The organism is Caviibacterium pharyngocola (assembly GCF_002795405.1).
Lineage (GTDB): Bacteria > Pseudomonadota > Gammaproteobacteria > Enterobacterales > Pasteurellaceae > Caviibacterium > Caviibacterium pharyngocola.
This window is the reverse complement of sequence record NZ_PHGZ01000015.1, coordinates 69,483-91,859: the sequence shown is the minus strand read 5'-3', so window position 1 is coordinate 91,859 and position 22,377 is coordinate 69,483. Positions and strand designations below refer to the sequence as shown.

Genomic DNA, 22,377 nt, shown 5'->3' with positions numbered 1-22,377 from the left:
CAGCTATGTGTGGTATTGTCGGTATCGTTAGCCAAAGTCCGGTTAACCAATCTATTTATGACGCATTGACGTTATTACAACACCGCGGGCAAGACGCCGCCGGAATCGTCACCGTTGACGATGAAAACCGTTTCCGTTTACGCAAAGCGAACGGTTTGGTCAGTGACGTGTTCCAACAGGTGCATATGTTACGTTTGCAAGGTAACGCCGGCATCGGTCACGTTCGTTATCCGACGGCGGGAAGTTCCAGCGTATCGGAAGCGCAGCCGTTTTACGTCAATTCGCCTTACGGTTTAACCTTGGTGCACAACGGCAATTTAACTAATTCCGATGAATTGAAAGAAAAATTGTTTAACCGAGCAAGACGCCACGTCAATACCAATTCCGATTCGGAAGTCTTATTAAATATTTTGGCTTATCATTTGGATCAAACGCATACGCAACATTTATCACCGCAAGATATTTTCGGCGCGATTAAACAAACTCACGCGGATATTCGCGGCGCTTATGCTTGCGTGGCGATGATTATCGGTCACGGAATGGTCGCTTTTCGCGATCCGCACGGCATTCGTCCGTTGGTATTGGGAAAACGTGAAGATAACGGCAAAACCGAATATATGTTCGCCTCGGAAAGTATCGCATTGGATGTGGTCGGATTCGAATTGGTGCGCAATATTCAACCGGGTGAGGCAGTTTATGTGACTTTCGACGGTGAAATTTATGCCGAACAATGCGCTGTTAATCCGCAATTAACGCCTTGTATTTTCGAATATGTGTATTTTGCTCGTCCGGATTCTTATATCGACGGCGTATCCGTGTATGCGGCGCGGGTGCATATGGGCGAACGTTTGGGCGAAAAAATTGCGCGCGAATGGGCGGATTTGGATATTGACGTCGTTATTCCCGTACCGGAAACTTCAAACGACATCGCCTTGCGTATCGCGCATACCTTAGGCAAGCCTTATCGCCAAGGTTTCGTGAAAAACCGTTATGTCGGACGCACTTTCATTATGCCGGGACAAACTCAGCGAGTGAGTGCTGTTCGCCGTAAATTGAACACCATTTCTTCCGAATTTAAAGGCAAAAACGTGCTTTTGGTGGATGACTCGATCGTGCGCGGCACAACCTCAGAACAAATCGTCGATATGGCGCGAGCCGCCGGCGCGAATAAAATTTATTTTGCCTCCGCCGCACCGGAAATTCGTTATCCGAATGTGTACGGTATTGATATGCCGACGAAACACGAATTAATCGCTTACGGACGCAATGTGGATGAAATCGCCCGTTTAATCGGCGTGGATAAATTGATTTTCCAAGATTTGCAAGCCTTAACCGAATCCGTTCAGCAAGAAAATCCGGCTATTAAAGCCTTTGATTGTTCCGTCTTTACCGGCGAATATGTCACCGGAGACATTACGGCGGAATATTTGGACAACATTGCCGGCTTGCGTAACGACGGCGCGAAGAAAAAACGCGAGAAAGACGCAACCAATTTAGAAATTCATAATGAGCGATAAACAACGACTGATTATCGGCATAACCGGCGCTTCGGGCGTAATTTATGGGATTCGTTTATTGGAAGTTTTACAACAAACGGACAATACAGAAACCCATTTAATCCTCAGCCAAGCTGCCAAACAAACGATTTCCGCCGAAACCAATTATTCGCTGCAAGCGGTTAAAGCCTTGGCGGATTATTGTTATGACGTGCGCGATATCGGTGCGGCAATATCTTCGGGATCTTACCGCACTTTAGGGATGATTATCCTGCCTTGCTCGATAAAAACCCTCTCCGCCGTTGCTCACAGCTATGCGGACGATCTCATTACGCGTGCGGCGGATGTGTGTTTAAAAGAACGCAAACCGCTTGTTTTGTGCGTGCGCGAAACACCGCTACATTTGGGGCATTTGCGTTTAATGACACAAGTTGCCGAAATCGGCGGGCAAATCGTGCCCTTAATGCCGGCGTTTTATCACCGACCACAAAAGATTGAAGATATTATTGATCAAAGCGTAAATCGATTATGCGATCAATTCGGCATTAAATTGGAACAGGATCTTTTCACTCGTTGGGGCGAAAACGAACAAAAATCCGATTGATATGTTTTTGAAATAATAAGTGAAAAGGGAGCATTTCGTTCCCTTTTGCTTTTTTATTTATCGGTGATGACCACCCTGTCCGCCGCCGTGATGTCCACCTTGTTGCATTTGATCGCCGCCCGGTCTGCCGTCCCAGTGACCGTGCCAAGGCAAACAACACGCGCTTAAAAAAACGGTTAATACTGCAACCGCTAAAAATTTTTTCATACTGCCTCCGAGTAACATAAAATGAATCGTCTTGTATTGACTCGTTGATTACATCACTCAAATCTGAAGAAAATCTTAAGAAACGCGAAATAATTACGCAGGTAATTTCATTTCCCGCACGCTCATATTCAAACCGTCGATCATTAATAATCGACCGCATAAATTCTTGCCGATATTTAACCGCACTTTTATGGCTTCCAAGGCTTGAATCGCACCGACTACGCCGACAATCGGCGAAAGCACGCCGGCTTCCACGCAACTTAAGGCGTTTTCACCGAATAAACGACTTAACGAACGATAAGTCGGGCTGTTCGGTTCATAGGTAAAGACGGAAACTTGACCTTCCAGACGAATCGCTGCCCCCGAAATCAAAGGAACTTTCATTTTTTCGCAACATTGATCTAATTGATTACGCGTAGCGACATTATCGGTGCAGTCCAGCACGACATCCACGGTTTGTATGATTGAGGCGAGTTCTTCATCATTTAACACCTTGTCGAAAGTTTGAATCCGGACGAACGGATTTAATTGTTGCAAGGCAATTTTGGCAGATTCGACTTTCAGCATATCCAGCCGACTGTCGTTGTGCAGCACTTGTCGCTGTAAATTCGATAAGGAAACGCGATCGAAATCCGCTAAAAGGAGTGTGCCGATGCCTGCCGCCGCCAAATATTGCGCGGCGGCACAGCCTAATCCGCCTAAGCCTACGATCAGCATTTTGCTGTCTTTTAATTTTTCTTGCCCGTCGAAATCAATATCTTTTAACACGATTTGTCGATTGTAACGGAGTTCTTCTTGCGCAGATAATTCGCTCATCGGCTTAACCTAATAGGGCGTCAAAAGGTTCGATCATCACGGTTTCGCCGGCATTCACATTGCCGCGCTCCGCTTCCAACACGATAAAACAGTTGCTTTTCACAAAAGATCCGAATAAATGCGAGCCTTGAAAACCCACGGGCGAAACTTCGATTTGTCCTTGTGCGTTGATTTGATAGAAACCGCGTTGGAAATCTTGTCTGCCGACGGCTTTTTTCAATTTTGTTGCGGCAAACGCAGGAAGAAGTTGCGGGCGTCGCCAAGCACTATAACCGCTTAATTTGGCAATCGCCGGATAAACTAATTGATAAAATGTCACCAAGGCGGAAACCGGATTGCCCGGTAATCCGCAGAACCACGCGTTTTCTAATTTACCGAAGGCGAAAGGTTTGCCCGGTTTCATTGCGATTTTCCAAAAATTCACTTGCCCGATTTTTTCCAGTACGGTTTTGGTAAAATCCGCTTCGCCGACGGAAACGCCGCCGCTGGTGATCACCAAATTCGCTTGCGCTTGCGCGGCTTGGAAAGCGCGTTCGAATTGTTCTTCGTTATCCGGCAAAATACTGAAATCCAAAATTTCGCAATTTAATTTTTGTAACATTAAGGTGACGGCAAAGCGGTTCGTGTCGTAAATTTTGCCTTTTTCCAAAGGCTTGCCGACCGGCACTAATTCGTCGCCGGTGGAAAGCACGGCAACTTTTACGCGCGGAAAAACGGCGACTTCGGCAATGCCGAGAGAGGCAAGTAACGGCAGCGAAAGTGCGGTCAGTTTTTCGCCGATTTTCAGCACCACATCGCCTTGTTTGACGTCTTCACCGATATAACGGATATTTTGTCCTTGTTTCGGCAATTCGCTAAAGGTCACTGTGCCGTCTTGATTAAGCGTCACGTTTTCTTGCATCACTACGGCATCCGCACCCGTCGGAATCATTGCGCCGGTCATAATTCTGACCGCACTTTGCGGCGCCCATTCGCCTTGAAACGGTTGACCGGCAAAGGATTTTCCGGCAACGCTAAGGGTCATTGACGCGGCTAAATCCGCTAATCGCACCGCATAACCGTCCATCGCCGAATTATCAAAAGAAGGAACATTAATCGGCGAAATCACCTCCTGCGCACAAATGCGCTCGGCGGCTTGCGTTAGAGGTAATATTTGTGCGTTTTCCGCAGCAGGGGAGGGAAGTTGCGCCAGCATTTGTTCCAGCGCCTGTTCAAGACTTAGCATAACCTTTCCTTATGTAAAAATAATAAACCCGACTATTTTACGCTAATTTATTTCATAATAACTAATGATTATTCTAATTTTAGACTGATGACAAACCTGATTTAAGTTGTATTTTATGTGTAGGATGAGCTTTAGGTCATCAAAAAATATAATTATTTCAATATGATGGGCTAAAGCCCATCCTACTTAAATATACTTTGTCGATAAACTGTAATGATTATTCTCATTTTATTATTGTTTTAGAGTTTGATAGAATAGCCGAACGAATAATTTTGGGAGCGGTAAATGAATAATATTTCACCGGAAGCGGAAAAAGTTCGTCGGGCGTTAGCGGAAAAAGGTATCGAAACCCCGATGATCGCGCTTCAGCAAAGCAAAGATCAGCGCCGAGCCGAAATCGAACGGCATATGCGCGAAGTAATGCGGTTAATCGGATTGGATTTAACCGATGACAGTTTGGAAGAAACGCCGGTCAGACTGGCGAAAATGTTCATCGATGAGATTTTCAGCGGTTTGGACTATGCCAATTTCCCGAAAATCACGAACATTGAAAATCGAATGAAAGTCAGCGAAATGGTGTTGGTGAACGACATTACATTAACCAGCACTTGCGAACATCATTTCGTGACCATCGACGGTACGGTGTCGGTGGCGTATTATCCGAAAAAATGGGTGATCGGCTTGTCAAAAATTAATCGCGTGGTGTCTTTTTTCGCTCAACGCCCGCAAGTGCAAGAACGTTTAACCGAGCAGATTTTATTGGCGTTTCAAACGATTTTGGAAACGGAAGACGTGGCGGTGTATGTGAAAGCGACGCATTTCTGCGTAAAATGTCGCGGTATCAAAGACACCAATAGTTACACGGTGACATCGGCATTCGGCGGTGTTTTCTTGGACGATCGCGAAACGCGCAAAGAATTTTTGACCTTGATTAATAAATAAAAACAAAAAACGCTGAACTCAATCGTTCAGCGTTTTGTGCTTATAAATAACGCACGAATTCGTTAATATCGGCTTTTTTCCCTTCGCGTTCGAGTTTTTCTTCGCCGGTTCCGATCATAATTAAAGCGATAATTTTATCGGATGCCTCGCATTGAAAAGCCTGACGCAATGTCGTGCCGTCCACCCACGGGCCGGTCAACCAAACGTTATCGAATCCTTGCGCATTGGCGGCAAGTTGAATGGAATAGGCGGCGCAACCGGCGGTTAACATTTGTTCCCAGCCCGGCACTTTGGCGATATGCGGATTAATTTTCGCCACCACACCGATAATCATTGGCGCTTTGCTTGCTAAATTCTCCGCTTTTTTTAACCGCTCTTCGCCGAGATCAAACTCCGTAACCGCACTTTTCAGCAAATCGGCTAATTTTGCTAATCCGCTTTGTTCAATCACCACGAAACGATAAGGCTGTAATTTACCGTGATCGGGTGCGCGCAATGCGGCTTGAAAAATGGTTTCCAGTTGCGCTTTATTCGGCGCCGGCGCCGCCAGTTTTTTCTCCGAACGGCGAGCGGTCAATAAGGTTAAAGCATCCATATTTTATCTCCTAATATTCTCTTAAAAGTGCGGTCGATTATAGCATAATTTCAGAAAGGGATTTAAGGCGTTCGATAAACTTCCGTCTTTCGCCGAAGATTGTGGGAATTTTTAACTTATCGGATTTATGGCGTCGCGACTTTGTGTTATGGTAACGACTTATTTTTTAGCAAAAAACGTAAGGTCTCTATGCAACCCATTATTCGGTTAATCAAATTTTTTTGGTGCATACTCAATTTCATCCGCGACGCGGTAATGAATCTGGTTTTTCTATTTTTTGTCTTATTACTCACGGTAATCGTCGGGCTGGTGATGAATTTTCATTCGAAAGAATCGGTGAATTTAACCGGTGATCAAGGCGCATTATTACTGAATTTAGACGGTTATTTGACGGATAATCGGGAAAATGCGTTATCTTGGCGTAACACCTTGAAAGAATTGGATAATCAATATGTGCCGCGTCAAATTTCTACCTTTGACGTGGTTTATGCGATTTTCTCCGCCGCGCAAGATGAGCGTATTAAAGGGCTGGTTTTGGATTTAAATCGATTCGAAGGGGCGGATTTGCCGGCGTTGAATTATATTGGTAAAACTATCCAAGAATTTAAAACTAGCGGAAAACCGGTAATCGCCTATGCGGATAACTACACGCAACAGCAGTATTTATTAGCAAGTTACGCCGATGAAATTTACCTGAACCCTATCGGGCAAGTCAGCATTGAAGGAATGGCGGTGGAAAATTTATATTTTAAAACCTTGCTGGATAAACTTGAGGTAACGCCGCATATTTTCCGCGTCGGTACTTATAAATCCGCCGTCGAACCTTTTTTGCGCGACGATATGTCGCCGGAAGCGAAAGCCAATGCACAGCGTTGGTTAAGCGAAATGTGGCAAAGTTATAAAGCGACGATCGCAACCAATCGTGACATTAAAAATGATGACGTATTACCGAAAGCCTCCCGTTATTTAGCCGAATTGAAAGGTTTAAACGGCGATGTGACGGCGTATGTGAAACAACGTCGATTGGTTACGCAAACGGCGGATAGATTCACTTTAGACCAAAAACTGACCGCACTTTTCGGTAAAAATGAAAACGATGAAGCCAAATTATTAGAATTTGATACCTATTTAGCAGCGTTGCCGGATAGAATGAGTGCAGAGAGCGCGCATAAAATTGCTGTCGTTAACGTGGAAGGGGCGATTATCGACGGTGAAAGCGAAGAAGAAAGCGTCGGCGGCGATTCGGTTGCCGCGTTATTGCGTCAAGCTTATCTCGACGATGATATTTTAGCGGTGATTTTGCGAGTAAACAGCCCGGGCGGAAGCGCATTTGCCTCGGAAGTCATTCGACAAGAAATCGATCACTTGCAGCAAAAAGGCAAACCGGTCGTCGTATCAATGGGTGCAATGGCGGCATCGGGCGGCTATTGGATTGCTTCTACGGCGGATTATATTATCGCCGATCCGAATACCGTCACCGGATCTATCGGCATTTTCGCCTTGTTCCCGACCTTTGAGAAAAGCATTAAGAAAATCGGTGTGTCGGCGGACGGCGTTTCCACCACGGAACTCACGATGTCTCAACTTTCCGCCTTGCCGAAAACACAAGGTGAAATTCTGCAGCTAGAAATCGAAAACGGTTATGATCGCTTTTTATCCTTAGTCAGCAAAGGTCGCGGGCTTTCTAAAGCACAAGCGGACGAGGTCGCCCAAGGGCAAATTTGGCTGGGAAGCGAAGCTTATCGACATAAATTGGTGGACGAACTGGGCGATTTTGATACGGCGGTGAATAAAGCCGGCGAATTGGTGAATCAAAAACGCGAGGATTCGCAAAAAATCAGCGATTTCTCTTTGGAATGGCTTACGGAAGAAGATGATTCCTTGCTTGGCAGTTTAATGAGAGATTTTAAACAAAGTTCTCGCACCGAATTAAAAACGGCGGTGGCGGAATTATTCGGTTTACCGAACGCACTGACAAAAACCGATAATCCGCTCGGATTATTAAACCGTTTTAACGATCCGAAAGGGCAATATTTATATTGTGTGAATTGCGGAAAAGTGCGTTAAATGTATCAAAAAATCACCGCACTTTAGTTGTATCGGGCGCAAAAACCTCTGATGATTTTTTGAGGTTTCAAACTGGTGGTAAACCTGATTTAAATCGTATTTTATGTGTAGGATGGGCTTTAGCTCATCCAAAAATATAATTATTTCAATATGATGGGCTAAAGTCCATCAAAAAATATAATTATTTCAATATGATGGGCTAAAGCCCATCCTACTTCAATAAACTAAACCCGCCTTTTACAGCGGGTTTATGATTAATCTAATTAAGGTTTATTCGACGGATTTTTTGCTTAAATAGTTATGGGCGACTAATAACACGAAAAGTCCGATGATCGCTGCGGTAATCATATTAGTAGATAAATATTGCGCCATATAGCCCAAAATAATACCTACACCGCCGAAGTCGGCATCGGAGAAGGTTGTGTTGGCAAAACCGAGCGAGCCGAGAACCGGCAGTAAGAATACAGGTAAGAATGTAATCAATACGCCGTGTGCGAAGGCACCAATAATCGCGCCGCGACGTCCGCCGGTTGCATTACCGAACACACCCGCCGTTGCGCCGCAGAAGAAGTGCGGAACGACACCCGGTAAAATTAAGACCCAACTTAATTGACCTAAAATAATCAAACTGACCACACCGCCGGCAAAACTGGATAAGAAACCGATTAATACGGCATTCGGTGCATAAGGAAAGACAATCGGGCAGTCCAAGGCAGGTTTGGCATTCGGGACTAATTTCTCCGAAATACCGGTAAATGCCGGTACGATTTCCGATAAAATTAGGCGAACCCCTGAAAGGATAATAAATACGCCGGCAGCAAACGTAATGGCTTGGATAAGCGCATAAACCAAGTAATGTTGACCGTTACTAAAATTGGTTTGTACATATTCGTTACCGGAGGCAATGGCAAGAATAAAATAGATAACCGCCATTGTGAGGGAAATGGAGACGGAACTGTCTCGCAAGAAACTTAAGTTTTTCGGCAAATCCATTTCTTCCGTCGATTTGGAACCTTTACCGACAGCTTGTCCGATTGCGCCGGAAAGTACATAACCTAATGTGCCGAAGTGCCCGAATCCCACATCGTCGCTACCGGTAATTTTTTTCATATAGAAATGCGCGAGAGCAGGGAAAAATGCCATAATCAAGCCCAATGTAAGAGAACCGACGAAAATTAGTTGCACACCTTCAAAGCCGGCAACCGTCAAGATTACGCCAATCATACACGCCATATAGAATGTATGGTGTCCGGTGAGAAAGATAAATTTTAAGCGAGTAAAACGAGCGACGATAATATTCGCGACCATACCGAACGCCATAATTAATGCGGTTGCCGTACCGTATTTTTCCAATGCCATAGAAACGATAGCTTCATTGTTCGGAATAATACCCTGTACGTTAAACGAATGTTCGAACATACCGCCTAAAGGTGTGAGCGAGCCGACCAATACACCGGCACCGCCACCCAATACGATAAAACCTAAAATCGTTTTAACCGTGCCTTTAATAATATCCGGTAAGGATTTTCTTTGTGCGATTAAGCCGACTAGGGCGATTAAACCGACCAGTACGGCGGGCACTTTTAAAATATCAAGGATAAAGAAAAGTAAGGAATCCATTATTCACCTCCGCTTTTTACTTATTTATTAAAATAAGCGCTTAATTTTTCTTCGAATTCTGCCACGCTGACTAAATTTTTCACGACGACTACTTTATCGCTCGGCAGACTGGTTGCGCTGCTGGCAATATCTTGTCCCATAATAAATACATCGGCGTCGTGCGGCGTGACGGAAGCGAGATCCGTATGATCCACTTCGGCATCAACACCGATATTTTTCAAGGCTTTTTTGATGTTCATTTCCATCATAAAGCTACTACCGATACCGTGACCGCAAACGGCTAAAATTTTCATAATATATTCTCCTCAATAAAGGTTAGTAAGTTGCAAGAATGTCTGAAATTTCAGCCACGCTTGATGATTGAATGATTTTTTCGATATTTTCTTCGTCGGAAAATAGCTCGGCGACGGCGGATAACATTTCGATATGCGAATGGTTGTCTTTGGCGGTGAGCATTAAAACCAGTTTAACCGGATCATTTTCCGAGCCGAAGTCGATCCCTTGCTTAATCACAACTAATGATAACGCTTGAGCTAAGGCGCCGTTTTCCGGACGGGAATGGGGCATTGCGATTTGCGGCGCAATGACATAATAAGGGCCGATTTCGTTGTGCGCCGCAAAAATATGCTCGACATATCTAGGTTCGATGAGACCTTCTTGTAAAAGCGGTTCGGCGGAAATTTTCACCGCACTTTGCCAATCGGCGACTTGTTCGATGATTTGAATATGAGACGGTGGAAGATATTGATTTAGCATACGCACACTCCGAATAACGATTTTTAGCGCAGTTTAGTGTATTTGTGATAACGCTATCAATAGCTATTTAACTGAAATGTGAGCGCTATCACAAATTCGTTAAAAAAATATGTCGAATAAAATTTATCAGGTAAAATGCATTTAGAGCAAGAAGGATTATGATGATGAATTTAACTCGAAAACGCCGTAGTACGGAAAAAGTCACGCTTGCCGATGTCGCCAAATATGCCGGCGTCGGTACGATGACGGTTTCTCGCGCCTTAAGAACGCCGGAATTAGTTTCCGCCGGATTGCGTGAAAAAATCGAGCGAGCGGTCGCCGAATTGGGTTATGTTCCTAACCTTGCGGCAAGGGAATTAGCCTCGGTTTCGTCCAAAAATATAGTGATTATTACGTCCTCGATTCATTCTACCGAAAATGCGTTGATTTTAGCGGCATTACAACAAGAGCTTGCGCAAATGGACGTTCAACTCGTCATTCTCATCGCTAATAATTCGCAGTGGCTGAAAGAACTCATTAACTACGCGCCGTTGGCGGTTATTTTGCTGAACTTGGATTACAGCGACATTGATATGACGTGGTTGGTGAAAAGCAATATTCCTTGCATCGATATCGGTGCCAAACGCCCTTCTTCCTTTGCGATTAATGTGGGAATAGACACCTTAGAAACAATGCAACTTATGTTGAATTATCTGGCTCGGAAAGGCTATCGAGAGATCGGCTTGCTTTCGGCACAGCAAAATTTATCCATTTCGCAGCAATATTTGGAAAATTGGCACAAAGCCTTATTACGAAAATATTTAAATCCGCATTTAATTTTGCACAGTACCGATCCGATGAATTTTTCCACCGGTGCGAAATTATTGAGTGATGCGTTGGCGACTTGGGGAAAGGTTGACGCCTTGGTTTTTTTATCGGATGAATTAGCGTGCGGTGCGCTATTCGAGGCGCAACGTAAACATATTTCGATTCCTTACGATGTCGCCGTAGTAGGATTGGGCGGGTTGGAGGTCGGGAGTATTTCTTATCCTACGCTAACGACGATTGAAATACCCTATGCACAACTGGGAAAAATCGCCGGACAAAAATTAATCGAATGTTTACGCCAAAAAAATAAAGAAATCGAACCGCACTTTATTTCGCTACCGGTAAAATTACTTGCGCGCAACAGTGCGTAAACAAGCTGTTCGGTGCGATTAAAGGCGTTTTATGCGCAAAATTGTTGTCAATTTAAGCCGAATTAACCGTTCGGCTTTATTTTTATGCATAAAACCGAATAAAAAGGTTGAATTTTAAAAATTTAAAGTGTAATTTATTTATTACATTTAATGTACATAAAAATTTACATATAAAATTTAAAACAAATAAGGAAAGCAAAATGAATACTGTGAATCATAAAGATAGCATCCATAACGTCAATATCGTTAACGAAAAAGTATTGATCACACCGCACGAATTAAAGGAAAAATTACCGCTTCCGCAAGGATTGCGCCGTCAAATCGAACAATCTCGTCAAGAAATCGCCGATATTATTCATAAAAAAGATGATCGTTTGCTTGTGGTGATCGGCCCTTGCTCCATTCACGATCCGCTTGCTGCGGTGGAATATGCGCAGAAATTAAAAGCCTTGTCCGATGAATTACGCGATCAGTTATATGTGGTAATGCGGGTTTATTTTGAAAAACCGAGAACGACGGTGGGCTGGAAAGGTTTGATTAACGATCCGAAAATCGACGGCAGTTTTGATGTGGAACACGGATTGCACATTGCGCGTCAACTTTTATTAGAATTATCCGAGATGGGTTTACCGTTGGCGACCGAAGCCTTAGATCCGATTACGCCGCAATATATGGCGGATTTATTCAGCTGGTCGGCGATCGGCGCAAGAACGACGGAATCGCAAACCCACCGCGAATTGGCATCCGGTTTATCAATGGCAGTGGGCTTTAAAAACGGTACGGACGGAAGTCTAGCGACGGCGATTAATGCGATGAAAGCGGCATCAATGGGACATAGTTTTATCGGGATTAACCAGCAAGGTCAGGTAAATTTATTACACACCGCGGGCAACCCGAACGGACACGTTATTTTACGCGGCGGTAAAGCGCCGAATTATCAAGCGGAATTTGTTAGCCAATGCGAGGCGGAATTAAGCAAAGCCGGATTGGAAACCGCAATTATGATCGACTGCAGCCACGGCAATTCGAATAAAGATTATCGCCGTCAGCCGTCGGTGGCGGAAGATGCCGTGCAACAAATCGTCAACGGCAATCGTTCTATTATCGGCTTAATGATCGAAAGTAATTTATTTGCCGGCAATCAAAGCGCAGAGCAGCCGGTAAGCGAAATGCAATACGGCGTATCCATTACCGATGCTTGTATCGATTGGGACACAACGGAAACCTTATTGCGTCAAATGGCGGAAAAATTACGCAATAAATAAATTAAAAGCGGTGTAATTTATCCGTTCTTGCTATAATTCGGCGAAAAGTGCGGGTAAAAAACGAAAGGAATTATCGGGTGGAAGCGTTAAAAGAATTAAGAACCGAAATCGATCAGTTAGATCGCGAATTATTACAGCTATTTGCCAAACGTTTGGAATTGGTGAGAAAAGTCGGCGAAGTGAAACATCGACAAGGGTTGCCGATTTATGTGCCGGAACGTGAAGCGGAAATGCTGCAGGCAAGACGTTGCGAAGCGGAAAAAATGGGCGTTTCGGCGGATTTAATCGAGGACGTTTTGCGTCGTTTAATGCGCGAATCTTATACGCGTGAAAATCAATTCGGATTTAAGACCGTTAATCCGGCGATTAAAAAAATCGTTATCGTCGGCGGAAAAGGTAAATTAGGCGGATTATTCGCCCGTTATTTAACGGAATCCGGCTATGCGGTTTGTGCCTTAGGGCGCACGGATTGGGCACAAGCGGAGCAAATTTTGTCCGACGCCGACGTGGTAATCGTGTCCGTGCCTATTGATAAAACCGTGGAAACCATCGAACGGCTTCAACCTTACCTTAAACCGAATATGTTGTTGACCGATTTAACTTCGGTTAAACGCGCGCCGTTGGCGAAAATGTTAGAAGTTCATCGCGGTGCGGTGGTCGGATTGCATCCGATGTTCGGGCCGGATATTGCCAGTATGGCGAAACAGGTTGTGGTGCGTTGCGACGGACGTTATCCGGAACAATACGCGTGGTTGCTGGAACAGATTCAAATGTGGGGCGCGAAAGTTTATCAAGTGGACGCGGCGGAACACGATCAAAGTATGACGTATATACAAGCGTTGCGCCATTTCGCCACCTTTGCGAACGGTTTCCATTTATCCAAACAGCCGATTCAGTTGGCGAAATTATTGGCGTTGTCTTCGCCGATTTACCGCTTGGAATTAGCAATGATCGGGCGATTATTCGCGCAAGACGGCGCGCTTTACGCCGATATTATTATGGATAAGCCGGAAAATTTGGCGGTCATCGAAAGCTTAAAACAAAGCTACGAAGAAAGTTTAAAATTCTTTGAAAACGGTGATAAACAAGGATTTATCGACTGTTTTAACCAAGTTCGCGAATGGTTCGGCGAATATTCGGAGCAATTCTTAAAAGAAAGCCGCCAATTATTGCAACAAGCCAACGACTATCGTCACGGTTGATTTTATTTTGACCGAACGCTTTCAAGTTCGGTCAAAAATACCTCATTCTCTCGCATTTGCGGGCTAAATCTTTGATACGTCTCACAGAATTTCATTTCGGCGAAAGATTTTTATCGGCTAATCTTCTATGATAGATAGCGTGTTATTCCGTCTTTGGGAGGTGATGATGAGCATTTTTCGCAACAAACATATGTCGGAACGTATTCGGCAGTCATTAAATCAAATCGAACATACCGCCTTGGCGCAAGATATTTGGAATATTTTGAGCGAGCAACATTTTCAAGGATTTCTACCGCACTTTGTCGTCAATCATTTATGTGAAAAACATCAAATTTCCGATAAACGGCTGGCACTGATTTTATTACCGATCGCCGCTTGTTATGCCAATCCGACGATTTCGCATTTTAGCGTCGGTGCCGTGGCGAAAGGCGAAAGCGGCAGCTTTTATTTCGGCGCGAATCAAGAATTTTGCGCCGTAGCGGTTTCGCAAACCATTCACGCGGAACAAAGCGCCGTCGCACACGCGTGGATGCGCGGCGAAAGCGGTGTTACCGATATTACGGTGAATTATACGCCGTGCGGGCATTGTCGCCAGTTTTTGAACGAATTAAATACGGCAGAGCGTTTGCGCATTCATCTACCGCACGATCAAAATAATTTATTGGATCAATATTTACCGAACGGATTCGGACCGAAAGATTTGAAAGTACACAATCGCTTGTTCGATCCGAAGGATAACGGCTTAATTTTTGATACGACGGATCCGTTAATATTAAGCGCGCTAAATGCCGCTAATCGTTCCCATTCGCCTTATTCGCGCAGTTGTTCCGGCGTGGCGATTCAGTTACAAGATCAACAAATTTTCACCGGTAGCTATGCGGAAAACGCTGCTTTTAATCCGTCTTTACCGGCGTTGCAAACAGCGCTCAATTATCTTCTTTTAAGCGGTAACGAAGTGGAAAATATCGCGCGCGTAGTGATGGTCGAACAGCCTTTAACCTTGTCTTATCAAGGTGCGGTGCAAGAACTTTTGGCGTATTTGGGCGAGGTTGAACTTGAATATATTGCGCTATGAAAGCCAATAGCCTGATTGTTTATAATTTTGCCTATATTATGTTATTAGGCGCCGGTTTTCCGATTCTGCGTTATATGAGTTTGCATTTTGATGTCAATAATAACAACGCGGTACGGTTTCTTAGTGGCGCTGGTGTGTTGTTGCTGATCGGAATGCTGCGCTTTCGTAACCAATACGGCATTTTATTTACCGATTATCGTTTAGCCGTTCGCGTGTTGCTGTTGGGTGTATTGATGACCTTGAATATGTATTTTTTTATGCAAGGTTTGGCTTATACCAATGCGGTCACGGGCAGTCTGTTTGCGATTTTAGCAATGCCTTTGGCGATCGGATTGGCGGCGATTTTTTATCCGGATGAACGGCAAAAGACGAAAAATAGCGCTTTTTATTTCGGAAGCGCTATCGCCTTGTGCGGTTCGTTGTATTTTGTTTGGCAAAATGTGCGCACCGATTCGTTAGTTGGCGCGGCATTCGGTCTCGGCGCATTGTTTTTATTTATTGCTATTTCACTGCAAAGCATTCAAAGTTTACTGATTAAAGGGCTGAATAACCGCGTTAATGCGATTGTGTTGAGTTCCTTGACCGCATTATCTGCGGGCATTTTCAATTTATTGATCAGTTTATCCACGCAAAAACTAGCGCAGCTGGAGACGGTTTCCAGCGAATTATTACTGGGATTGGTTTTCGCCGGCATTTACGGCATCATTACCGGAATGTTGATGTCGTTCCATATCGTGCAGCGGCAGGGTATTGTGACCTATAATTTGTTGCAGCTTTGCGTGCCTTTTACCGCCGCCGTATTCGCTTATTTATGGCTTGACGAGCGACTGAATTACACGCAGGCGATAAGCGGCACGGTGGTGGTTATGGGGTGTTTATATGCTTTGGGGCTGTTAAAACGCGACAAAAAACGACCGCACTTTAAAGAATAATTTTGCAGTTTATCTCAAAGTGCAGTGTAAAAAAGAAACGTTATTGACTCATATTTTCAACGGTTTTGAGGAAACCTTGCGCGGTGGCGTAAACGTCGGTTTTGCCTTGGGCGGTGAGGATCATATCCGACATTTCACGAAAAGCGCCTTTGCCGCCCTGGCGTTCCAGCACATAATCGGCGCAATCTTGCACATAACTCGGCGCGTCGCCGACGGCAAAAGATAACCCGCACACGGCGAATGCCGGTAAATCGACGCTGTCGTCGCCGATATAAGCAGTTTGTTCCGGCGTGACGTCCACTTGTCGCATTAAATCGAAACACGCGCTTTCTTTTTCTAATTTTCCGAGGAAAAAGTGTTTAATGCCCAAATCAGCGATCCGTTTGCGTAAAATCGCCGAATCGCGTCCGGACAGCACGGCGACTTGAATGCCGTGTTCCATTAACATTCTTATGCCCAATCCGTCACGAACGTGGAAACTTTTTAGCGCTTCGCCGTGTTCGTTATAATGCAATAAACCGTCGGTTAATACGCCGTCCACGTCGGTAATGACAAATTTTATTTTTTGTAATTTTTCATTGCTAATCATAGAGTTAACTCGAAAATTCAACTAAACCGACAACGTGATTTTCGTCATCTAATACGACTAAAGAATGGATTTTCTTCTCTTTCATAAAGTTTTCCGCTTCGGCAAGATAAGTGTTTTGATGAACGGTTTTCGGATTGGATGTCATCAGATTTTGCGCCGTTTTGTTCAGTGTTTCCGCACCGTTGGCACTTAAGGCTCGACGAATATCACCGTCGGTGATAATACCTTTCAATCGCTCGTTTTCCATTACCAAAGCAACCCCCATTCTGCCTTCGTTCATAATGGTTAAACAGTCGGTAAAATTAGTGTCGGGCGCGGCAATCGGCAAGCGGGTTTGCATTTGATCTTTCACGCGACATAATAAACGACGACCTAGGCTGCCGCCCGGATGGAATTTGGCAAAATCCGCCGGACGAAAATCTCGCGCGGTGATAAGGGAAACTGCCAGCGCATCGCCTAAGGCTAAGGTGACTAAGGCGGAGGTTGTCGGTGCAAGATTGTTCGGGCAAACTTCGCGTTCTACGCTAATATCCAACACATAATCCGCGTGTCTGCCGAGGGTGGAATTTCGATTGCCGGTTAAGGCGATGATTTTATTGCCGAAATTTTTTAAGCTTGGGATGAGTTTATTTACGTCGTCGCTTTCGCCGCTGTAGGAAATTAACATTACGATGTCGATAGGTTTTAACATTCCTAAGTCGCCGTGAAAGGCTTCCGTCGGGTGTAAAAAGAAGCTCGGCGTGCCGGTGGAGGCAAAGGTCGCTACCATTTTTTTGCCGATTAAGCCGGATTTTCCGATACCGCCGATAACTAAGCGACCTTCACATTTCAAAATCAGTTCGATGACTTCATTAAATTCAGCGTCTAAATGTTGACTTAATTGCGCCAATGCGTTTTGTTCGACGCTAAGCGTATTGCGCGCGATTTGTAAGTAATCCATAGTTGAATCCCTCGATTAAAAAGTGCGGTTATTTTAACGCAAGTTTTTGTTTAACTCTATATTTTCTCTCCGCTTTGAGTTATACTTCGCCCGAGTCAGCCAGACAATCGCCGGTTTATTGAAGCCCTTAACCGTCAATCCGATAGGAACGACGACCTAGCGGGACAAGTAAACGGGAGGAAAGTCCGGGCTACGCAGGGCAGAGTGCCGGATAACGTCCGGGAGGCGAGAGCCTACGACCAGTGCAACAGAGAGCAAACCGCCGATGGCTCGTAAGAGATCAGGTAAGGGTGAAAGGGTGCGGTAAGAGCGCACCGCGTAAGTGGTAACATTTTACGGCAGGGTAAACTCCACTCGTAGCAAGACCAAATAGGAACTCAATGGGTGGCCCGCTCAGAGTTCGGGTAGGTTGCTTGAGCGTATGTGTAAATGTGCGCCTAGAGGAATGATTGTCCACGACAGAACCCGGCTTATCGGCTGACTTAACGATTCGATAAAATCGCCCTTCGAAAATTCGGAGGGCGATTTTTTATGCGAAACGATTATTTCCAATATTTTTTCTTTGAAGTTTGTCCGATTCCCGGGTTGAAACTATTGGTCGGATCAAGCTGTTGATAGAATTTTCGCAAGGTCGGTTTGGCTTCATATAAATGACCGACATTATGCTCCGCCGGATATTGCGCGCCGCGTTTATCCAATAATTTCAGCATTTCGTGCTCCAATTCGACGCAATCATAGCCTTTCTTCACAATATAATCTTGGTGGAAAACGTGGCACATAAAATGCCCGTAATACAGTTTGTGACTGAGTTTGTCATCGATTTCTTGCGGTAAGGTTTCAAACCAATCTTGCTCGTTTCGGCGTAAGGCGATGTCTAAGGCAACAATGTCTTCCACTTCTTTTTCGTGAATGGCACGATAACGCACGGCGGCGGAAGCGACGGCAAAACGGTGTAACATTGCTGCTTGCGTTTCCTGTGCGTCACATTGGAAATAAGCACCTTTTTGTTTATCGGCAAAATAATCTTTCAGATAGGCTTGCGCTTCGTGAATACCGTCGCCGCCCATTTTGACAATCAAATGATGTTCGTATTGATGACGATAATCCCACAGGCTTTTCGGTAAATGATTCGGCAGAATTTTCGAGAAAGCCTGCATTATTTTGTCGCTTAATCCGTTCGGTAAAAACGCACTTTTCTTTGCAATGCGATCCACTTTGGCTTTTAAGGCGAATAATTGCGGCAAACGGTGCGTGCCGAATTTTTGGATTACCCAAAAGGTATCCTTACCGTATTCGGCGGCAATATCAAAGGCATCGCGGTGAATATATTCGCCGGAAATCGGCAGTTGTTTGAATTGCGCCAGCATATGACGACGCAGATCGTTGAGCACCGAAGTATGATTTGTGCCGATATAAAAAACAGCGGTATCTTTTTCCAGCGGGAAAGTATCTAAACGCACGGCAAAAACCGCCAATTTTCCCGCACAACCGGAGGCTTCGTAATGACGGGCGGGATCGGCGTTAAAGCGCGCCGGCGTATCTTCATCCACTTGGCGAACGTGGTTGCAATAGGCGTGATCGTGTCCTTTGCCGCAATCTTGCGTAATATCTTTTGGCTGATAACGTTGATGTTCCAAATTGGTCAAAATTTCTTCCGGCGTATTGCCTAACGCAATGCCTAAATGATTTTTTAATTCAAGCTCGCCTTGCTCGTTGAGTTGGGCGTAAAGCGCCATTTCCGTATAAGCAGGACCACGTTGAACCAATGCACCGCCGGAATTGTTACAAATTCCACCGATAACCGACGCGCCGATACAAGAGGAGCCGATCACCGAATGAGGTTCTCGTCCGTGCGGTTTGAGCTGATTTTCCAATTCGTTTAATGTGGAACCGGGTAGGCAAACCACTTGATTGGCGTGATTGATTAACTGAATACCGTTAATGCGCATCGCATTGATGATCACAATATCGCGATCGTAGTCATTACCGCTCGGTGTGGAACCGCCGGTTAATCCGGTGTTGGCGGCTTGGGCGATAACGATAATATCCGCAGCGACGCAGGCTTTCAGCACTTGCCAAAATTCCACTAGAGAACCGGGACGCACCACGGCGATGGCATTTCCCGTACCGAAACGATAGCCGCTGCGGTAGGATTCGGTTTTACTCGGATCGGTGATGATATAAGAGGCGCCGACAATATTTGTCAGCGTTGTAATAATGTGTTGTGTTGACATAATGTGGTTCCTTTACAATAAATTAACAACATTATAACAACAATAAACCGGACTGCTTGGTCGAAATGCAAAAATTGTGAAGTGTTTAACAAATTTTATTTCAACAAATCCTTCAATCCGGCTTTCATCGCGGACATTTGCGTTTCGTATAAGGCTTTGCTTTCGCGTTCGTCAATCATATACATAATGGTTTCCGATAAGGTCATCTTCATTTTGCGCGAATATTTCGACAGCCGTAGCCAAACGGCATATTCCAAATCAATGGATTTTTTCTTGGTGGATTGTTTTTCAGCGTTGAAAAAGCGTTTTCTTCTGGCGCGAATCGCCTGATCCAATTTAATCACCAAATCCAAGGACATATGAGTTGCGATCCATTCCTCGATTTGTTGCGGATAATTTTGTGCTTCCACAAGGCGCTGCGCGACATCTTGCGCTAAACTGCGTTCTTCATAGCGCGTAATATTTTCGCCTTCACGGTGTTTTTTGGTCAAATAAAGCCATTTCCACTGAGCTTCTTGGTTTTCTAATTTTTGATATTTCATCGTTTTTTAACAGTTTAAAGTGACATTGTAACCTCGTCATAATATACGCGTCTCTTTCGATTTTTGCCAGTAAATTTTGATTCTATTTGAACGGAAATATGCGATAATGCCCGTTCTTATTGTAACAGAGAGAGGCAGCGTGATTTTATCTTCCTTATCCGAACAAGCGTTATCTTGGCAAGACTTACGGCCGAATTTAGCCGTTGACGCCGTGAATGATCCGAACGCGGATTTTTTTGCATTGCAACCCCGCGCGGTTTGTGCCGTTCAACAATTCTTACAAAATAATCACCGCACTTTATTGGTGCTAAAAGCGGACGATCAAAGCGAATATGCGCCTTTATTGGCAGATTATATTCGTTCTCAACAAGCACAGGATTTGGTGCTTTCCGGCGTGCGTTATGTGGTGGAACAAGGAGACAGCTTTTCTTTTCCGACGGTTTCTGTCGAACCGGCGCAATCTTATGAGGATAATTTTGCCGCAACCCAATCCGTCGCAACGGCGTTACACACGGATCACACTCGCTTATTCGGCGCCGTGCGTGTTCATCCCGGTTCGCAAGATATTCAATTACATCCCGGTTTGGTGCATCAACTGAATAACGGCGTGCTGATTTTGAGCGTCGAAACCCTATTGGCGCAGTTTGATTTATGGATTCGTTTGAAACATATATTGACCACGAAAACCTTCGATTGGTATGCCTTGCATCCGTATAAAGCCTTGCCTTGCGATATTCCGAGCTGTCCGTTATCGCTAAAAGTGATTTTATTGGGCAACCGCACGGAACTGGCAATGTTTGAAGAACTGGACGAGGGGTTGTATTCTTTAGCGGATTATGCGGAAATCGACAGTTATTTTTCCGTCGAATCGGCACAAAAACAACAGCAATGGGCGAATTTCGTCGTCGGCTATGCGCGTGCGCGACAACTTGCCCAACCGACGCCGGACGGTTTGAATCGTTTGTATCAATTATTAGTGCGCGAAAGCGAAGATCGTGATTTAATTAACGTTTCGCCGCTAAAACTGAAAGAAATTTTAACCGATACCGCCGCATTAACGGCAAAATCCGAATTAAGTGCGGTGGATTTCGAGCAATATTTTCACGCCAAATCGCAGCAACAAGGTTTCTTACGCGAACAAACTTATGCGGATATTTTGCGCGAACAGGTTTATGTGGCGACGGAAGGCGAGATCGTCGGGCAGATTAACGGCTTGTCCGTCATCGAATATCCGGGCACGCCGCTGTCTTTCGGCGAACCCTCGCGTATTAGCTGTATCGTGCAATTCGGTGACGGCGAAGTGGTGGACGTGGAGCGCAAAAACGAGCTGGCGGGCAATATTCACGGCAAAGGCATAATGATCGCCGAAGTGTGTTTGGCGAATATTTTGGATTTTCCGAGTCAGTTACCGTTTTCCGCGTCGATTGTGTTTGAACAATCTTACAGCGAAATTGACGGCGACAGTGCGTCTCTAGCAAGCTTTTGTGTGCTTGCCAGCGCCTTATCGGATTTACCGTTGCCGCAATCCGTCGCGATCACCGGCGCGATCGATCAATTCGGCTTGGTACATTCCGTCGGTGGTGTGAACGATAAAATCGAAGGATTTTTCACCATTTGCGAGCGACGCGGATTAAGCGGCGAGCAAGGCGTGATCATTCCTTCTACCGTTGTCAGCCAACTGAGTTTATCGGAAGCGGTGATAAGTGCGGTCAAAAACGGACAATTTTCTATTTGGACGGTAGATGACGTATATCAAGCCTGCGAAATCCTGTTTAAACGCCATTTAACCGAGGAAGAAAACGTGACTTATACGGAAGAAAATCAGCCGCTTTCACGCGTGATTTCACGGCGAATCGAACTTCGTGCCGAACAGCAACAACGAATCGGTTTGTGGGATCTACTGTTTCGCAAACGTTAAATCATAAACGGTATCGCAAGATGCCGTTTTTTTATGCCGTTAAAATAAATCAATCTAAAAGAGATAACTGATCGGATAAGTTAGGCTAACACGTGTTAGCTGTTTTAATCAATAAAATATCTTGCTACAATGCGTTTTAGATTAATGAATATCGCATTAACAATTAGCGGGAGA

The 22,377-nt window shown here is 44.8% G+C and carries 21 protein-coding genes and 1 other RNA gene; 11 read left to right on the top strand and 11 right to left on the bottom strand.

All coding sequences use genetic code 11. From position 1 onward, the window contains the following. The first annotated feature begins 5 nt into the window (after positions 1-5). Complete coding sequence (gene purF / locus CVP04_RS07925) at positions 6-1,517, top strand: amidophosphoribosyltransferase (protein WP_100296980.1); 1,512 nt, start codon at positions 6-8, stop codon at positions 1,515-1,517. After that, a complete protein-coding gene (locus tag CVP04_RS07920) occupies positions 1,504-2,100 on the top strand; it encodes a UbiX family flavin prenyltransferase (RefSeq protein ID WP_100296979.1) in 597 nt (198 codons plus the stop codon). The genes purF and CVP04_RS07920 overlap by 14 nt, the downstream gene beginning before the upstream one ends. A 57-nt stretch (positions 2,101-2,157) precedes the next feature. On the opposite strand, the gene CVP04_RS12255 is transcribed toward CVP04_RS07920, so the two are convergent. From CVP04_RS12255 to moeA, 3 genes are all read right to left on the bottom strand, one after another. Further along, complete coding sequence (locus CVP04_RS12255) at positions 2,158-2,307, bottom strand: hypothetical protein (protein ID WP_165772783.1); 150 nt, start codon at positions 2,305-2,307, stop codon at positions 2,158-2,160. Positions 2,308-2,400: 93 nt separating this feature from the next. Then, the gene (moeB, locus tag CVP04_RS07915; RefSeq protein ID WP_100296978.1) at positions 2,401-3,123 is read right to left on the bottom strand and encodes a molybdopterin-synthase adenylyltransferase MoeB; all 723 of its coding nucleotides are present in this window, start codon (positions 3,121-3,123) and stop codon (positions 2,401-2,403) included. A gap of 4 nt (positions 3,124-3,127) precedes the next feature. Further along, positions 3,128-4,348, bottom strand: coding sequence for a molybdopterin molybdotransferase MoeA (gene moeA, locus CVP04_RS07910; RefSeq protein ID WP_100296977.1), 1,221 nt, complete (start codon positions 4,346-4,348; stop codon positions 3,128-3,130). A gap of 285 nt (positions 4,349-4,633) precedes the next feature. On the opposite strand from moeA, the gene folE reads away from it, so the two are divergent. Beyond that, a complete protein-coding gene (folE, locus tag CVP04_RS07905) occupies positions 4,634-5,290 on the top strand; it encodes a GTP cyclohydrolase I FolE (RefSeq protein ID WP_100296976.1) in 657 nt (218 codons plus the stop codon). 40 nt (positions 5,291-5,330) lie between these two features. Here folE and CVP04_RS07900 read toward each other — a convergent pair whose 3' ends face one another. Beyond that, the gene (locus CVP04_RS07900) at positions 5,331-5,885 is read right to left on the bottom strand and encodes an NAD(P)H nitroreductase (RefSeq protein ID WP_100296975.1); all 555 of its coding nucleotides are present in this window, start codon (positions 5,883-5,885) and stop codon (positions 5,331-5,333) included. 189 nt (positions 5,886-6,074) lie between these two features. Between CVP04_RS07900 and sppA the strand changes: the two genes are divergently transcribed. Further along, the gene (gene sppA / locus CVP04_RS07895; protein ID WP_100296974.1) at positions 6,075-7,952 is read left to right on the top strand and encodes a signal peptide peptidase SppA; all 1,878 of its coding nucleotides are present in this window, start codon (positions 6,075-6,077) and stop codon (positions 7,950-7,952) included. 270 nt (positions 7,953-8,222) lie between these two features. Here the strand turns inward: sppA and CVP04_RS07890 are convergent, their stop codons facing one another. From CVP04_RS07890 to CVP04_RS07880, 3 genes are read right to left on the bottom strand one after another with little or no spacing between them, the layout of a single operon-like run. Continuing rightward, a complete protein-coding gene (locus CVP04_RS07890) occupies positions 8,223-9,572 on the bottom strand; it encodes a PTS ascorbate transporter subunit IIC (RefSeq protein ID WP_100296973.1) in 1,350 nt (449 codons plus the stop codon). 20 nt (positions 9,573-9,592) lie between these two features. Then, positions 9,593-9,865, bottom strand: a complete 273-nt coding sequence (locus CVP04_RS07885; RefSeq protein ID WP_100296972.1) for a PTS sugar transporter subunit IIB — start codon at positions 9,863-9,865, stop codon at positions 9,593-9,595. A 22-nt stretch (positions 9,866-9,887) separates the two neighbouring features. After that, positions 9,888-10,328 carry a PTS sugar transporter subunit IIA gene (locus tag CVP04_RS07880; protein WP_100296971.1) on the bottom strand — a complete coding sequence of 147 codons (441 nt, stop codon included), beginning with the start codon at positions 10,326-10,328 and terminating at the stop codon, positions 9,888-9,890. A gap of 158 nt (positions 10,329-10,486) precedes the next feature. Here CVP04_RS07880 and CVP04_RS07875 point away from each other — a divergent pair, with 158 nt between their 5' ends. The 5 genes from CVP04_RS07875 to CVP04_RS07855 all read left to right on the top strand — a co-directional run bounded on the left by CVP04_RS07875 (position 10,487) and on the right by CVP04_RS07855 (position 15,980). Further along, positions 10,487-11,506 (top strand): LacI family DNA-binding transcriptional regulator, encoded by a 1,020-nt coding sequence (locus CVP04_RS07875; RefSeq protein WP_100296970.1) that lies wholly within the window; start codon positions 10,487-10,489, stop codon positions 11,504-11,506. Between the two features lie 200 nt (positions 11,507-11,706). After that, complete coding sequence (locus CVP04_RS07870) at positions 11,707-12,771, top strand: 3-deoxy-7-phosphoheptulonate synthase (RefSeq protein WP_100296969.1); 1,065 nt, start codon at positions 11,707-11,709, stop codon at positions 12,769-12,771. Between the two features lie 77 nt (positions 12,772-12,848). Beyond that, a complete protein-coding gene (gene tyrA, locus CVP04_RS07865; RefSeq protein ID WP_100296968.1) occupies positions 12,849-13,973 on the top strand; it encodes a bifunctional chorismate mutase/prephenate dehydrogenase in 1,125 nt (374 codons plus the stop codon). A 166-nt stretch (positions 13,974-14,139) separates the two neighbouring features. Further along, positions 14,140-15,048, top strand: coding sequence for a cytidine deaminase (gene cdd / locus CVP04_RS07860; RefSeq protein WP_100296967.1), 909 nt, complete (start codon positions 14,140-14,142; stop codon positions 15,046-15,048). After that, positions 15,045-15,980 (top strand): DMT family transporter, encoded by a 936-nt coding sequence (locus CVP04_RS07855; protein ID WP_100296966.1) that lies wholly within the window; start codon positions 15,045-15,047, stop codon positions 15,978-15,980. The genes cdd and CVP04_RS07855 overlap by 4 nt, the downstream gene beginning before the upstream one ends. A gap of 40 nt (positions 15,981-16,020) precedes the next feature. On the opposite strand, the gene CVP04_RS07850 is transcribed toward CVP04_RS07855, so the two are convergent. Both CVP04_RS07850 and CVP04_RS07845 read right to left on the bottom strand, forming a co-directional pair. Next, entirely contained in the window at positions 16,021-16,569 is a 549-nt protein-coding gene (locus CVP04_RS07850) for a KdsC family phosphatase (RefSeq protein WP_100296965.1), read from the bottom strand. A gap of 4 nt (positions 16,570-16,573) precedes the next feature. After that, entirely contained in the window at positions 16,574-17,509 is a 936-nt protein-coding gene (locus tag CVP04_RS07845; RefSeq protein WP_100296964.1) for a KpsF/GutQ family sugar isomerase, read from the bottom strand. Between the two features lie 91 nt (positions 17,510-17,600). On the opposite strand from CVP04_RS07845, the gene rnpB reads away from it, so the two are divergent. Next, an RNA gene (gene rnpB / locus CVP04_RS07840) (RNase P RNA component class A) lies at positions 17,601-17,998 on the top strand. Between the two features lie 53 nt (positions 17,999-18,051). Here rnpB and dld read toward each other — a convergent pair. Continuing rightward, positions 18,052-19,743 (bottom strand): D-lactate dehydrogenase, encoded by a 1,692-nt coding sequence (dld, locus tag CVP04_RS07835; RefSeq protein WP_100296963.1) that lies wholly within the window; start codon positions 19,741-19,743, stop codon positions 18,052-18,054. Positions 19,744-19,838: 95 nt separating this feature from the next. Beyond that, positions 19,839-20,285: a macrodomain Ter protein MatP gene (gene matP / locus CVP04_RS07830; RefSeq protein ID WP_100296962.1), complete on the bottom strand. Its 447-nt coding sequence runs from the start codon at positions 20,283-20,285 to the stop codon at positions 19,839-19,841. Between the two features lie 106 nt (positions 20,286-20,391). On the opposite strand from matP, the gene CVP04_RS07825 reads away from it, so the two are divergent. Next, positions 20,392-22,203 carry an AAA family ATPase gene (locus CVP04_RS07825; RefSeq protein WP_423738302.1) on the top strand — a complete coding sequence of 604 codons (1,812 nt, stop codon included), beginning with the start codon at positions 20,392-20,394 and terminating at the stop codon, positions 22,201-22,203. Positions 22,204-22,377: the final 174 nt, after the last annotated feature.